General features: G+C 72.0%; 13 protein-coding genes. 3 read left to right on the forward strand and 10 right to left on the reverse strand.

Going from position 1 to position 14,501, the window contains the following annotated elements; all coding sequences use genetic code 11:
• Positions 1–29: 29 nt before the first annotated feature.
• The 7 genes from OHB41_RS42060 to OHB41_RS42090 form a co-directional block, all read right to left on the reverse strand.
• A complete protein-coding gene (locus OHB41_RS42060) occupies positions 30–1,733 on the reverse strand; it encodes a glycosyltransferase family 39 protein (protein ID WP_526025018.1) in 1,704 nt (567 codons plus the stop codon).
• Positions 1,734–1,846: 113 nt separating this feature from the next.
• Positions 1,847–3,166: an alpha-glucosidase/alpha-galactosidase gene (locus tag OHB41_RS42065; protein ID WP_266705230.1), complete on the reverse strand. Its 1,320-nt coding sequence runs from the start codon at positions 3,164–3,166 to the stop codon at positions 1,847–1,849.
• Positions 3,166–4,182 carry a carbohydrate kinase family protein gene (locus OHB41_RS42070; RefSeq protein WP_266705231.1) on the reverse strand — a complete coding sequence of 339 codons (1,017 nt, stop codon included), beginning with the start codon at positions 4,180–4,182 and terminating at the stop codon, positions 3,166–3,168. The genes OHB41_RS42065 and OHB41_RS42070 overlap by 1 nt, the downstream gene beginning before the upstream one ends.
• Positions 4,179–4,997, reverse strand: a complete 819-nt coding sequence (locus OHB41_RS42075) for a carbohydrate ABC transporter permease (RefSeq protein ID WP_266705232.1) — start codon at positions 4,995–4,997, stop codon at positions 4,179–4,181. The genes OHB41_RS42070 and OHB41_RS42075 overlap by 4 nt, the downstream gene beginning before the upstream one ends.
• A complete protein-coding gene (locus tag OHB41_RS42080; protein WP_266705233.1) occupies positions 4,994–5,956 on the reverse strand; it encodes a carbohydrate ABC transporter permease in 963 nt (320 codons plus the stop codon). Before OHB41_RS42080 ends, OHB41_RS42075 begins: the two co-directional genes overlap by 4 nt.
• 117 nt (positions 5,957–6,073) lie before the next feature.
• Positions 6,074–7,369, reverse strand: a complete 1,296-nt coding sequence (locus OHB41_RS42085; protein WP_266705234.1) for an ABC transporter substrate-binding protein — start codon at positions 7,367–7,369, stop codon at positions 6,074–6,076.
• A 12-nt stretch (positions 7,370–7,381) separates the two neighbouring features.
• Positions 7,382–8,236 (reverse strand): endo alpha-1,4 polygalactosaminidase, encoded by an 855-nt coding sequence (locus tag OHB41_RS42090; protein WP_266705235.1) that lies wholly within the window; start codon positions 8,234–8,236, stop codon positions 7,382–7,384.
• A 253-nt stretch (positions 8,237–8,489) separates the two neighbouring features.
• On the opposite strand from OHB41_RS42090, the gene OHB41_RS42095 reads away from it, so the two are divergent.
• On the forward strand, positions 8,490–9,440 hold the full coding sequence (locus OHB41_RS42095) for an alpha/beta hydrolase (protein WP_266705236.1): 951 nt from the start codon (positions 8,490–8,492) through the stop codon (positions 9,438–9,440).
• Between the two features lie 514 nt (positions 9,441–9,954).
• Entirely contained in the window at positions 9,955–10,746 is a 792-nt protein-coding gene (locus OHB41_RS42100; protein ID WP_266705237.1) for a class I SAM-dependent methyltransferase, read from the forward strand.
• Between the two features lie 51 nt (positions 10,747–10,797).
• Here the strand turns inward: OHB41_RS42100 and OHB41_RS42105 are convergent, their stop codons facing one another.
• Complete coding sequence (locus OHB41_RS42105; protein ID WP_266705238.1) at positions 10,798–11,670, reverse strand: phytanoyl-CoA dioxygenase family protein; 873 nt, start codon at positions 11,668–11,670, stop codon at positions 10,798–10,800.
• 64 nt (positions 11,671–11,734) lie between these two features.
• On the opposite strand from OHB41_RS42105, the gene OHB41_RS42110 reads away from it, so the two are divergent.
• Positions 11,735–12,658, forward strand: a complete 924-nt coding sequence (locus OHB41_RS42110; RefSeq protein ID WP_266705239.1) for a helix-turn-helix domain-containing protein — start codon at positions 11,735–11,737, stop codon at positions 12,656–12,658.
• Here the strand turns inward: OHB41_RS42110 and OHB41_RS42115 are convergent.
• Together OHB41_RS42115 and OHB41_RS42120 are read right to left on the reverse strand one after the other, a co-directional pair.
• On the reverse strand, positions 12,621–13,112 hold the full coding sequence (locus OHB41_RS42115; protein WP_266705241.1) for a universal stress protein: 492 nt from the start codon (positions 13,110–13,112) through the stop codon (positions 12,621–12,623). The two genes, OHB41_RS42110 and OHB41_RS42115, sit on opposite strands and share 38 nt — an antisense overlap.
• Positions 13,113–13,128: 16 nt before the next feature.
• Entirely contained in the window at positions 13,129–14,400 is a 1,272-nt protein-coding gene (locus tag OHB41_RS42120; protein WP_266706541.1) for an arsenic transporter, read from the reverse strand.
• Between the last annotated feature and the right edge of the window lie 101 nt (positions 14,401–14,501).

Raw genomic sequence — 14,501 nt, forward strand, 5'->3', positions numbered from 1 at the left:
GAGGACGGGGCGACGGGCGGCCCCGTCGCCTAGGGCCTCCGGAAGATCGTGATCGAGTGGCCGACGTCATCCACGGGCGTACTGCCGTCGAGCAGTGCCGCGAGCCGGCCGTCCGCCTTCGCGACCGAGGAGTCCGAGACGGCGAGCAGGCCGTGCACCTCGCCCGGCGGTGCCTTGCGCGGATCGGCCGCCTCGATCCCGTACGCGGAGGGCACGCCGCTGCCCTTGTAGACGAGCCAGACCCGCTCGCGCGGATACCGCTCGGCCAGACGGTCGGCGAGCCGTCCCAGGTCCTGCCCCCAGTCGACGTTCGAGTCGTGCAGCCGCAGACGGGTCATCGACGGTCCGCCGAACGCCTCGTTCGAGTACGGCAGGTAGTACGGGAACGCGCGCAGCGAGCTGACCGCGACGAACAGCACCAGCGCCGCCGCGGCGAGACGGGCCCGGCGCGGCCGCAGCGCGAGGACCCCGGCCGCCGCGACCGCCAGGAACACCGGCACGAACAGCGCGTAGCGGACCCCCAGATCGCGGGATCCCGTCATGGCCACGGCGAGCAGCACGGCCGGAGGGAGGAGGACGTACGGGGCGGCGGCGCGCAGCCGGGGCACACAGACCATCGCCGCCGCGCCGGCCGGCCAGAGCACGAGGGTGCCGAGCGGTGTCTTCACCAGCAGCGCGGCCGGCAGGTAGTACCAGAGCGAACCGCGGTACACCCTGCCGAAGAGGAAACCGCCCCACGTCGCGTTCTCGAAGCCGAACTGGACGCGCATCCCGTCGCGGTACGGCCGGGGGACGGGCAGCCAGTGCAGGGCGAGCCCGCGCAGACCGTGCACGGCCGGGACGTCCGCGGGCGTGGCCCAGCGCAGTCGCGGGTCGACGACGAGATAACTGGCCCACACCACGGCGAGGGCCAGCAACACCATGCCGACCGCCACCGCCACGCTCAGCGCGACGAGCCGACGCTGGGCCTGCGGGCCGGGGCCGGAGGCGCGACGTGTGTGCCAGAAGGAGAGGACCGCCAGGAGCAGCAGCACCGGGACCGCGGGCAGGGTGCTCATCTTGGTGGCGAGCGCCGCGCCGAGCGCCACCCCCGCGAGCGCGAGGTGCGGCAGCGGCCGCCCGCGCCGCGCCCGCCACACCAGCCACGCCGAGGTCAGCACGAATCCGGTCGCCGGAACGTCGAGGGTGGCCAGCGAGCCGTTCGCGATGACGTCGGGAGACAACGTGTACAGCGCGAGCGCCACCAACCCGCCCACAGAACCGACGAGTTCACGGGCGAACGCGAGCACGACCAGGCCGAACAGCAGCGTCAGCACGATCACCGGCAGCCTCGCCCAGAACATCACCCGCCAGGGGTCGTTGCCCGACTCGTAGAGCAGCCGCCGTCCGAGCGCCGTCTGATCGTCGGTGGCGTGGGCGCCGAGGTGGGGGTGGGCGAACACCAGCCCGGCGCCGATGATCAGTTTGCCCAGCGGCGGATGCTCCGGGTTGTAGCGCAGGCTGTGTTCCCGCGTGTAGACCACCGCCGTGCCCACGTACACCGGCTCGTCGATCGTCGGTGTCTGCCGCGCGGCGGCCGTGACCATCGCCACCGACATCTGTGCCAGCAGGGCGGCCACGGCGAGCGCGAGCATCCACCGCCGGTGCCGCCGCAGTCGGGCGTATCGTCGCGGCGGCTCGGTGGTGCTCGTCGGCAGGCGGCTTTCCCGCCTGTCCGCCATGGAGGTCGACATGCCTCTTGATACGTCCGCCCGGTGGCCCGCCGCTCATCCGACACGGGCCGGTTTCGTCACGGGTGCGCCTCGCCGGCCGTCCGGCGTCGGCGGAACGGCGGCCGGCAACGTGTTCAGTGGCCTAGCTCGGCCCGCAGTTCCGGCTGGAGCAGGGCGCCGTGGGCGCGTACGAGGTCGTCGCACAGGTCCCAGATCCGTTCGACGGGCAGCGCGGCGGCCGTGGCGGGGTCGGCCATGGCGGCGTGCCGGATGTGGCGGGGGTCGTGGTCGGTGGCGGCCCGCACGACCAGGTCGTTGACGGCGACATAGGCACTGTTGAGGGCCGCGCACTGGGGCGGAAGCGAGCCGACGCGGGTCGGCTGCACACCCAGCGCGTCGGTCAGGCAGGGGACTTCGACCACGCAGTCGGCGGGCAGGTTGTCGATCAGACCGCGGTTGGGGACGTTCCCGTAGATCGTGCGCGGAGTGCCGGTGAGAGTGCTGTGGATGATCTGCGGGGCGTACTCCAGTGTGCCCTCGACGGGCAGCGGCGCGTCCCTGGCCAGGGCGGCGCGGGTCTGCTCGTAGCTCGCCGTGTTCTCCTCGATGATCTGCAGATAGGCGCCCACAGGCAGCCGGAGGCGTTCGATCTCGCTGTCGTGGTGGAGATACCAGGGCACGTACTCCGAGGAGTGCTCGCTGGTCTCGGTGGGGTAGTGGCCCAGCCTGCGGTACATGTCGACACGGACCCGTCGCAGCAGCCCGGGATCCCTGACGATCGCCTCGTCCAGCAGCGGGTGGAGGTCCTGGCCGGCGCGTTCGAAGCGCAGCACCCAGGCCTGGTGGTTGACCCCGGCCGCCAGATAGGACACCTCCTCGAAGGGCACACCGACCAGCGCGGCGAGGTCGTGCATCGTCCAGTGCACCGAGTGGCACAGGCCCGTCACGCGCAGGTCCGGAGCGATGCGGCTGAGGTAGAGGACGTTCATCGCCATGGGGTTGGTGTAGTTCAGCAGCAGCGCGTCCGGGCACAGTTCGGCCATGTCCTCGGCCAGCGCGCGCAGGACCGGGAAGGTGCGCAGGGCGCGGAAGATGCCGCCGATGCCGAGGGTGTCGCCGATGGTCTGGCGCAGACCGTGGCGGGCCGGGATCTCGAAGTCGACGCGGGTCGCCTCGTTCATGCCGACCTGGATGATGTTGATGACGAAGTCGGCGTCGGCCAGGGCCGCCCGCCGGTCCAGGTGTGCGGTGATCACCGGCTTGGCCCCGCGGGCGGCGGCGATGCGCAGGGCCGCGCCCTCCGCCGTGGCGAGCCGCTCCGGGTCGATGTCGTGCAACGCGATCCGGGCGTGGGCCAGTTCGGGGAAGGCGAACAGGTCCGCGAGCAGCCCCTGGGTGAACACCACGCTCCCGGCCCCGATGAAGGCGATCTTCGCGGCGGTGACGTCGTACATCAGTGACTCCCTCTGTCCGAGTGGTGCAGGGTGGCGGCGTGGGCCTCTTCCCACGTGGGCTGGGCCGCCGTACCGCCGTGGCCGCGGGTGGAGAGCGAACCGCAGGCCACGGCGAGGGCCAGGGCCGACGCGAGGTCCAGCCCCCGCAGCGTCGCGGCGACGAATCCGGCGTCGAAGCTGTCGCCGGCGCCCACGGTGTCGACGGGGTCGACGGGGAGGGCGGGCGCGTGCAGCGGTCGTGTCCCCCGAAGGGCGACGGCGCCGTCGCCGCCGTCCTTGATGACGACGGTCGGTGGCTGTCGCGGGGGCCGGGCCGCCTCGTCGCCGCCCGCGACCGTGCCGCTGACCACCTCACCGCGCGGCGGCCCGGGGCGCGGCTCCGCGGCGGGGTACAGACCCAGGGCGCGTGCCTCGGCCGCGTTCGGCAGCAGGATGTCGGTGACCTCCAGGACCGGATCGAGGAGGCCACGGTCCCAGCGTCCGGCCGGGTCGTCGTTGGTGTCGAGCGAGGTCGTCGCCCCCAGGGCGCGGGCCCGCGTGAACACCGCGCCGAGGGACCGCGCCAGACGGGGCATCAGGAAGAACGAGGCCGCGTGCACATGCCGGGTGGCGGCCAGCAACTCGCCCGGGACGTCCTCGGCGCCGGTCGCCGTCAGACAACCCGGCGCGGTGAGGATGGCCCGGTCCCCGTCCTCGGTGGTCACCACCACCGTGAGGGGCGTGGCCAGTTCGGGATCGGTGACCAGGAAACCCACGTCGACCCCGCGTCCCGCCAGCGCGTCACGCACGAACACGCCCGCGGCATCGGCACCGACGCGGCCCGCGAAGGCGACCCGCAGCCCCAGCCGGGCGGCCCCGCACGCCATGATCGCCGCGGATCCGCCGAGCACCAACCCGGCGTTCGCGACGAGCTGTTCACGCTGCCCGAAGGCGAGTGGTCCGGACAGCGGACCGGTCACCACGTCCGGATTCGCGTCGCCGATCACCACAAGATCGAAAGCCCGCACCGCCGTCACCCCTTCAGGCCGCTCGACGTGAGCGACTGCACGAACGTCTTCTGCGCCAGCAGGAACGCCACCAGCACCGGCAGCACGGTGATCACGTTCCCCGCCATCACCGCCGACCACCGGGTGTGGTGCTGTCCCTGGAAGGTGGTCAGCCCCAGCTGGAGCGTGTACTGCGTGTCGTGGTTGAGCGCGATCAGCGGCCACGACAGGTCGTTCCAGGTCGACAGGAACGTCAGCACCGCGACAGTGGCCAGCGCGGGCCGGGCCAGCGGCAGCACGATCGAGAAGAGGACCCGCAGCCGCGAACACCCGTCGATCCAGGCGGCCTCCTCCATCTCCCGCGGCAGTGAGAGGAAGAACTGCCGGAAGAGGAAGACCGCGAACGGAGTGACCAGCGACGGCACGATCAGCGCGCCGAGCGTGTCGATCAGACCCAGCTCCTTCATCACCAGGAAGGTGGGGATCATGGTGAGCTGGAACGGGATCACCATGGTCGCCAGCATCAGCCCGAGCAGGAGCCGCGATCCGGCGAACCGCATCCGCGCGAACGCGTAGCCGCCCAGTGCCCCGAACAGCAGATTCGACCCCACCGCGACCGAGGCGACCAGGAGGGAGTTGGCGAACCAGCGGGGGAACAGCGCGTTTCCGAGCACGTACCGGTACCCGCCCAGGTCGATGCCCTTCGGCCACAACGCGGGCGGGAACCGGTTGATCTCCGCGTTGGTCATCACGGAACTGAGCACCAGCCACACCAGCGGCAGCGCGAAGCACAGGGCCAGCGGCGCCAGCAGCAGATGCCAGCCGCTCACCTTTCGCGTCCTCATCGGACGACTCCTTCCGTACGGCTCTGGCGGCGCCGTACGACCCGCAGCGCCGCGCCCACCACCATCAGGGCCACCGCCAGGACGTACGCCGCCGCGGCCCCGTAGCCGGCCGTGAACGTCTGGAAGGCCTGCTGCCAGACGAAGTAGACGACGACCGTGGTCGAGCCGAGGGGGCCGCCCTTGGTCGTCACATAGATCAGGTCGAAGACCTGGAGCGCCGTGATCACCTGCCACAGGAGCAGGAACACGGTGACCGGAGTGAGCGTCGGCAGCACGATGTGACGCAGGATCAGCGCACGGCCCGCTCCGTCGATGCGGGCGGACTCGACGAGTTCGGGCGGCACGTCCTGGAGTGCGGCCAGGTAGACGACGACGCAGAAGCCGACGCCGCTCCACAGCGAGATGAGGACCAGCAGGTAGATCGCCTGGTCGGGGTCGGAGAGGAAACCCTGCGGTGAGATGCCGAGTTGGTGCAGCAGCGAGTTGGCGACCCCGAACTCCGGGTCGAGGATGAACGAGAACAGCACGCCCTGGGCCGTCGCCGACACCACGAACGGGATGAAGACGAGCGTCCGGTACAGGCCGATGAGCCGCAGACGGCGGTTCAGGGCCAGGGCGAGCGCGAGGCCGCCGACCAGACTGAGCGGCACGTAAAGGGCCGTGTACAGCAGGGTGTTGCGCACCGCCGTGTGGAAGCCGGGGTCCTCGGCCAGGGCCCGGTAGTTGTCGAGGCCGACCCAGCGGCCCGGCGTGACCAGGTCGTCGGCCCGGAAGGACAGCAGCAGCGACCAGAGGACGGGGACGATGCCGAGGCCGAGGATCACGACGACCGCGGGGCCGATGAACCCCCAGGCGGTGGCCGTCTCCCGGCGGGCGCGACGGCGTGCGGCGCGCCGTGCGGCGGCCGGGGGCACCGCGGCCTGCGGGGCGAGCGTGATGGCGCGGGGCAGAGTGGACAAGAGGGCCTCCCTCACCTGGAAGTCACCTGAGAGTCACCTGGACACGGACGACGGAACGCGGGGGACGCGTCGGAACGCGTCGGTGGATGCCGGAGGTTCTCGGCTGTTCGGCCCGGGTCAGCGGGGGATGAGCAGGGCGGCGTCGGACCGTTGCGCGCACCGGCGCAGGGCGCCGGCCGGGGAGTCCTTGCCGAGCAGCACGGAGACGATCGCCTCGCCGAGTGCCTGGGAGATCTGCGGATAGGCGGCGTGGACCGGGCGCACCCGGGCGGAGCCCAGCGCCTCGGTGAACACGTCGAGGCCCCTGGTCCGCCGGGAGTGCAGGCGCCACTCCGGCCGGTCGGCGGTGGCCGAACTCAGCGGAAGACTGCCCGCCGAGAGGTCCCAGCGGGCGTCCTGGGCGGGCCGCATCATCCAGCGCACGAACTCGACGGCCGCCCGGGAACGGGCCGAGCCGTTGTCGAACACCGTCCAGGTGTCCGGGCCCGAGATGGTGACCGGCCGTCCGCTGTAGGTCGGCAGCGGCACGACGTCGTAGTCGACCCCGGCGCCGATGATGTCGGGGAGCTGCCAGGGCCCGGTCCCCACCATGGCCATCCGGCCGGCCATGAAGACCTGGTACATCTGCTCGCCGCTGGGCTTCGGATCGACGTACACGCTCTTGTCACGGCTCAGCCGGGCGAGGGTCTCCAGGGCCCGTACGCCCTGGTCGGCGAAGCCGATGTGCTTGCCGTCGGCGGCCACCACGTCACCGCCCAGGTCCCAGATCATCGGCCACAGCCGCCACACCGTGTCCTCGTCGCCGGTCCCGGGCCAGCCCGTACCGAAGACCCCGCGGCCCGGCGCGGTGAGTCTCCGTGCCGTGTCGGCGAACTCGTCCCAGGTCCAGCCGGCCCGCGGGAAGTCCACCCCGGCCTGCCGGAACAGCTTTCTGTTGTAGACGACGGCCAGGGAGTCGAGCAGCGCCGGGGCGGCCCGCACCCTGCCGTTGACGGTGACTCCCTCCCGTACCGGGGCCCAGAGAGACCGCCACGGAGTGGGGCCCGCGTGCAGCGCGGACGTCAGATCGACGACGCGGGGACTGCGCGCGATGCTGGCCAGGTCGGAGCCGAAGATGTAGGCGATGTCGGGATAGGAGCCCGAGGCGAGCGCGGCCGTCACCTTCTGGAGCATCGCGTCGGACAGGACACCGCCGCCCGCGCTGTCGACGCGGATGCGCGGATGGGTGCGGTTGAACTCGGCGACGAGCGCCTCCACGGCCTTCCTGCCCGTGTCGCTCTGCCCGTGCCACAGTTCGACGGTCACGGTGCCGTCGGAGCCGACGCCGTCGGAGGCGCCACCACCGCAGGCGGCGAGGAACGGGGCGGCGGCCGCGCCGGCCAGCAGCCGGCGACGTGCGATCGAGGAGGTCATCACGGCCTCCTGTCAGTGCGTCCGGCGGACGTAGTCCGCGCTGCCCGGCGTCGAGACGTCCACGTCCCGGCGTACGATGCTCAGCCGTTTCCCGTACCGCGCGCGGGCCTTGCGCAGCCCGCTGTCGGTGTACTCGATGACGACGACCCGGTCGTGGAACGCCTTCGCGTACGTCCCGCACTCGTCGTACTCGCCGCACTCCTCCGCCACGGCGAAGTCGAGGCCGGTCCGTGCCCTCAGACCGGCCAGCTCCGCGGTGTTCTTCTGCCCGATGGCGAGGTGGCGGGCGTGCGCTCTTGCGGAGAGCAGCGTGATGAACGCGGTGGCGTCGCCGGGGTCCAGCAGGTGACGGGAACGGGTGTAGCTGTCGTAGTTGTCGGGCTCCACCGCGTCGAAACCCTTGTCGGCGCAGCCGTCGATCCACCCGCCGACCCGTGCGGCCACCCGCTCGCGTTTGTCCGGCGTACCGATGTCGAGCAGCGCCTCGTCCCAGTCGCGGTCGACGACGACCCTGCCGTGCGCGTCCCGCAGCAGCAGGTCGGCCGGCCACTGCCGCTCCTCGCCCGGCTGGACCTGGAAGGCGTTGACGTAACAGATGTTGTAGAGGCCGGGCGCGGGCGCCGCCGTACGGTCGCGGCTGACGATGCGGACACCCGACGGCGGCCGGTAGGCGCCGCCGATCTGGTAGTCGAAGCCCGCGTGGAGCGGGGGGAGCCGCACGGCCCGGGGGCTCGGTCCCGAGCTGCCGTGCTTGCGGGGCGGCGTGTCCTTCGTCGGTCCGGAAGCACAGCTCACCAGTGTCACGAGAGCCACCAGGGCAGCGGCTGCCCCCGGACCGGCGACGCGGAGAACACGTTTGACGGGCATGTCCGCTCCATCAATCGCGAGTACGACCCCGCCTCGGACGCTCCCGCGATCCTGGCGACTTTGGCCGGACTTGAACCGTGTCCGTTACCGGCTGGGCGCACCTCTGGGTGCCCGGCTGCACGCCTCGGCACGCCAGGATCAAAGCGCTTCCAAGCCGCTCGCGTCAAGGCCGCGCCCGCCCGGGAGGGCCGTGGGGTGGCCGCCGACACGCGATGTCCGCCGGGAGCCCCGCCCCGAGCCCTATTGTCAGGACATGACCGGAGACCGTATCGCACTGGCCGTCCACGACCACGGGGGCGACGGCCCGCCACTGCTCCTGCTGCACGGAGCGGGCCGCACGCTGGCCGACTGGGCCGCCGTCGCCCCTCTCCTGACCCCTCGGCACCGGGTGCTCGCCGTCGACCTGCGCGGACACGGTCTCTCGCCCTCCGGAACCTGGAGCCTGCCCCGGGTGGTCGACGACATCGAGGGGGTCCTCGAGGAGTACGGCCTCCCCGGCGCCCTCCCGGTCGGACACTCGCTCGGCGGGATGATCGCGGTACGGTACGCGGTGGACCACCCGGAGGTCACGCCCGGCGCGGCGAACCTGGACGGATACGGATGGGGCCGCCCCGACCAGTACGTGGACCTCGACCCGGCGCATGTCGCCGAACGTCTCGTCCAGGTCGGAAAGTTGGCGAAGGCCGCGCTGCCGGACGGACCGCTGCCCGTCGACGGCCTGCAGACACTGCTCGCCCAGCAGCGCGCCCTGTCCGGACAACTCGGCGTTCCCTACGAGCTGTTGGAGACGGCGCTGCTGCGCGCCGTGCACCACACGCCGGACGGGCGGCTCGAGTTGAGACCGCGGCGCGAGCACGCGCTCGAGATGCTGGCCGAGATCGACTCGCTCGACGTGTTCGGCCTCTTCGCCCGGATGGACCGACCGCTGCTGCTCGGGCGCGCACTCCGCCCGGTGCCCCCGGTACCGGGCAAGGAGTGGTTCGACGACCTGATGACGGCGTACGGGAAGGGGCTCGACAGGGATCTCGCCGCGCTCGCCGAACAGCGGGCCCGCGTGCGGGTCGTCGGGATCGACGGCACGCACGCGATGCTCTTCGAGAACCCCGGCGCGGTCGCGGACGCGCTCCTCGCCTTCGCCGCCGAAGCGCTCACCGGATCCCCCTCGGCCCCGCTCCGGCCCGCGCTGCCCGAACCGGGGGCGTGACATCGGTGGGGGACGCGGCGGCGAACCGTTGACTGAACCAACTCGATCATTTTCGCAGCTCAGACGGTCCTTCTGCTGGCTTCCGTGGATGCTTGGACGTGATCCCGAGAGGGAGTTGGCGAGCTTCGTGCTGCCCAAGGCCAGGACAGCCGGCAGAGACGGGAGATCGATGGGAGCCGTTCGTCCTCCTGGACGCGGACGGGGTCGGGATCGAACCCGTGGCCGCCTTCTTCGCGGAGCCGCCGGCTGGTGACAACAGCAGCCACGATCCGGTCGTAGGGAATGGACCAACTGGGTTGGTGGTGCTTCCGGAAGAGCCATGGACGTGGCAAACGGTACGAGGCGGTTGCCGGGCGCCGCCGGCGCTGCGACGAGCCGGCGTGCCGGCGTCGCTCGCCGTGGACACCTCGATGCCCGCAAATTTCGTTGAGCCCGCGCCCTGCGATCGTGTTGGCTGGCGGCACCGAACCGTCAGTACCGCAGGTGTCCGCTTGGCTGAAGCAGGGAGTTGGACGTGCAGGACATTGTTGTCGACCCCGCTGCCCACAATCGGGCAGCCTGGGACAAGTATGTCCAAGAGGGCAACGAGTGGTCGAGGCCGGTGAGTGCTGAGGATGTCGAGCGCGCCCGCATGGGCGACTGGTCGATTGTTCTCATCGGGCGTGAGCCGGTCGACCGCTCCTGGCTGCCGGCGGACCTGACCGGCAAGGACGTGTTGTGCCTGGCCTCCGGCGGTGGCCAGCAGGGTCCGATCCTCGCCGCCGCGGGGGCGCGGGTCACCGTATTCGACAACTCACCCCGCCAGCTCGGCCAGGACCAGATGGTGGCGGCGCGCGACGGACTCGAGCTGCGCACCGTCCTGGGCGACATGCGCGACCTCAGCGCCTTCGGCGACGCAACATTCGACGTCGTATTCCAGCCGGTCTCCAACCTGTTCGTACCGGACTTGGCACCGGTGTGGCGTGAGTGCTTCCGCGTCCTGCGACCGGGCGGAACGCTCCTCGTGGGCTTCCTCAACCCTGATGCGTACTTGTTCGACCACGAGGCGCTCGACGAGCGCGGCGAGCTGATCGTCGTGCACAAGCTGCCCTACAGCGATGTCACGCAGTACTCCGCCGAGGAACGCGCCGCGAAGTTCGGCGCGGATGCCGCTCTTGAATACAGCCACACCCTCACCGACCAGATCGGCGGGCAACTCGCCGCGGGGTTCGTCCTCACCGGCTTCGCGGAAGCGCCGCACCAGTCCAACGCATCCGCTCAATACATGTCGCACTATTTTGCGACGCTGGCGGTCAAGCCGACCTGACCCAGCCGTGGGGCGGGCGCAACTTCGGATCACCAGTCACGAACGCACCAGCTATGAGGTCGGTCCACGAAATCGCCGCTGGCTCACCGGCAGCTGCCGTGCTGCCTCCGGTGGTTCAGAGGAGAACTCGTTGCCGCACGGGCCGGCGCCCTCGCTCTCGGGCAGGGCGACCGGCTCGCCGCTCATCGTCAGGGTGCGGTAGTGGCCGCCGATGCGGGCCGTGGACCGCCCGACATAGTGGCCGATGAAGGAGCGGCGGAAGCGGTCGGCGCTGCGGTTGGGGCCCGAGCCGTGCACCAGGCTGCCGTTGAAGAACAGCACGTCGCCCGGTGCCATGTCGACCGGCACGGCCACCAGACCGGGCGGCGGCGGCACGTACTCGCGTACGAAGGACAGCTCCTCGTCCGCTTCCTGAGGACAGAACAGGTCCATCCGGTGGGTGCCCGGCACGACTTCCAGACCGCCGTTGTCCCGGTCGATCGTGTCGCAGGCGATCCAGGCGGCCACACAGGTGCCCGGCTCCACCCGCAGATAGAAGTTGTCCTGGTGCAGCGCCTGGCCACGGGCGCCGGGCGGCTTGAAGTAGAACATGCTCTGCGCGGCCAGGACCTCCTCGCCCAACAGGTCTTCGAGGACGACCCGCAGCCGGGGATCGAGCAGCGTGCTCCGGGACAGCGCGTTGATGCGGTGCGGATGCATCACCCGCGGGTGGCCGTGCAGCGGATCGGCCGGGCCGCCGGTGTCCGTCGCGCGGGGCTCGAAGTGCCCCGGCACCGGCCCGGCGGCGTGCAGCGCCGTGAACTCGGCGCACAGCTCGTCGATCTCGGCGCCGGTGAACAGCCCGCGGAGCACCACGAAGCCGTTCTCCGCGAACTCGTGCTCCCACGAGCCCGAGGCCCGTCCGCTCCTGTCCGTGACCGTCATCCGACCGTCCCTTCCGCTCGGGGTGCGAGGTGCCCAAAGCTAGGCCGACGACCCTTCCCGGAGGATGCCCGTGCGTGCTGACGTCCTGCCCGAGCCTGCTGTCCCGTCCCCGCCGCCGGGCCTGGTGACCGTCGGACGCTACGACCAGCGGTCGGGATACCGCGTCCACCGGCCGTACGGCAGCGACAGCTGGCTGTTCACCTGGACCACGGCCGGACGGGGCAGCCTTCGGCAGGGCGCGACACGGACGACGGCCGGCGCGGGCGACCTGGTGGTCCTGGGACCCGGCGTACCGCACCGCTACGGCGTCGAACCGGGCGCCGGCCACTGGGCGTTCTGGTGGGCGCACTGTCGCGCCAGGCCGTCCTGGGACCGGTGGCTGCGGCCGTACGCCCTCGACGACGGGGTGTACGCCGTGCGGCCCGCCCGGAGCCGGGAACGCATCGGGTCGGCGTTCCGGCGGATGCTCACCGACGCCCGCTGGACGGGGGACGGCGAGCCGCCCGGTGGCGCGGAACCGGCCGACGGCGCGGTCGCGGTCGCGCATGGCACCGCGGCCAGGGAACTGGCCCTGTGCTCCCTGGAGGAGATCGTGCTGCTCGGCACGGCCCGGGCGGAGGGCGTCAGGCCAGGGGTGGACGCCCGTGTGCTGCGGGCGGAGGCGCTGATGGCTGCCGACCCGGGCGCCGCGCACACCGTCCGCTCGCTGGCCGGGGCGGTCGCGCTCTCGCCGTCGCGGTTCGCGCACCTCTTCACCGAGCAGCTCGGCCGGTCCCCGATGCGGGCGTTGCGCGAGGCCCGGCTGCTGCACGCCGCCCGGCTTCTGGAGGTCACCGAACTCCCGGTGGAACGGGTGGCCGCGGTCTCCGGGTTCACCAGCGCCCCCCACTTCCAGCGGACCTTCCGGCAGCGCTACGGGACCCCGCCGGGCGCCTACCGCCGTGGTACCGCTAGGGGTGGTGCGGGGGAGGCGGCGGCAAGGTCGTGACGTCCGGAGCCGACTCCGGCCAGACCAGCAGGACGGGACAGGGCGCGTGGTCGACGACGAACCGTCCGGCCGGGCCCAGACTGTGCGGACCGAGGCGGGCCCGGTCGCCGTCGCGGGCGAGCACGAGCAGATCGGCGCCGTCGGAGGCGGCGACCACCTCCCGTTCGGCGCGGCCGGCGCGCTCCAGACGGTCGCAGGGGCGCCCCAGCCGCTCGGCCGCCGCGTCGAGCAGCTGAACGGCCGAGGAGGCGCTGAGGTCTTCCAGCAGGGCCTCGGGGTCGCGCTCCCGGTGCCCCCGGCCGAGCAGTCCGGCGAAGGCGCCGTGCGCCAGACCGGGCACCCCCGGCTCGCTGACGTGCAGCAGCACGACCTCCGTGGCCCGCGGCGCGTGCTCGCGCACCGCGTCCACACAAGCCGGCCAGGTCCCTTCGACGAGCCAGGCGATCACCCGCATGGGCAGCGTCCTCCGTTCAGCCTCCGATGACGTGGAGCGAGGTCCACAGTGCCAGTACGGCGGGGACCAGCGCGGCCGGCACGGCGATCAGGCCGAGCCGGGTGAACTCCTTGAGGTCGACGCCGTGTTCGTGCTGGTGGACGATACGCCGCCACAGCAGGGTCGCCAGGGAACCGGCGTAGGTGAGGTTGGGGCCGATGTTGACGCCGAGCAGGACGGCCAGCACCGCGCCGGAGCCGGACGTGGCGGCGAGCGGCAGCAGCACCAGCACCGCGGGCAGGTTGTTGATCAGATTGGCGAGGACGGCGGCGAGCGCCGCGATCCCGAGCAGCGCGGGCAGCCCGCTGCCGTCCGGCAGGATCCGGCCGAGGGCGTCGGAGAGTCCGTTGTCGACCACCGCGCGGACGACGACGCCCAGGGCGAGGACGAAGGCCAGGAAGGCCGGAGCGGCGGCCCGGACGACGGTGAGCACGGTGGCGCGCCCACGCACCGTCGCACGAACGGCGAGCACCAGCGCCCCGGCCGCCGCCGACCATGCCGGATCGATCCCGACCGCGGAGGCGACGACGAAACCGGCCAGCGTGCATCCCACCGTGACCAGCGCGAACAGCGGGAGCTCCGGCGGCTCGTCGAGGGTGGGCTGCGGAGCGGCGGCGGCCAGGTCACGGGCGAAGAAGCGCCGGAAGACCACGTACTCGGCGCCGATCGCGACCAGCCACGGAAGGACCATCAGCGCGGCGAACCGGGTGAAGCTCAGCCCGCTCGCGGTGAACGCCAGCAGGTTGGTGAGGTTGGAGACCGGGAGCAGCAGCGAGGCCGTGTTCGACAGGTGCGTGCAGGCGTACACGTGCGGTTTGGGGCGGGCGCCCATCCGGGCCGCGGTGGCGAAGACGACGGGCGTGAGCAGCACGATGGTGGCGTCGAGGCTGAGCACCGCGGTGATCGCGGAGGCGAGCGCGAAGACCGCGGTGAGCAGGCGCCGGGGCCGCCCCGCGGCCCAGCGCGCCATCCAGGCGCCGCACGCGTGGAAGAGGCCTTCGTCGTCACAGAACCTGGCGAGCACCAGTACGGCCGCCAGGAAACCGATCACCGGCCCCAGGTGCGCGGCCTCCTCGCGCGCGTGGTCCCAGGAGATCGCGCCGGTGGCCATCACCAGCAGGGCGGCCGGGACCGCGACGACCGCCTCGGGCCAGCCGAACGGCCGCACCACCGCGCAGACGAGCACGGCGGCGAGCAGTACGACGGAGAGTGTTTCGGCGAGCGGGGTGTTCAGGGTTCGGTCCTCCAGGGCACGATCGGGTGCCCGTCCATCACATCAGATGCCGCACCACCTGCCCCGACGGGACGCGGTCAGACCTCCGGGAGCGCGTCCCTCCGGCGGCGGTTCGG

It is taken from the genome of Streptomyces sp. NBC_01571, from assembly GCF_026339875.1.
Classification (GTDB): Bacteria; Actinomycetota; Actinomycetes; order Streptomycetales; family Streptomycetaceae; genus Streptomyces.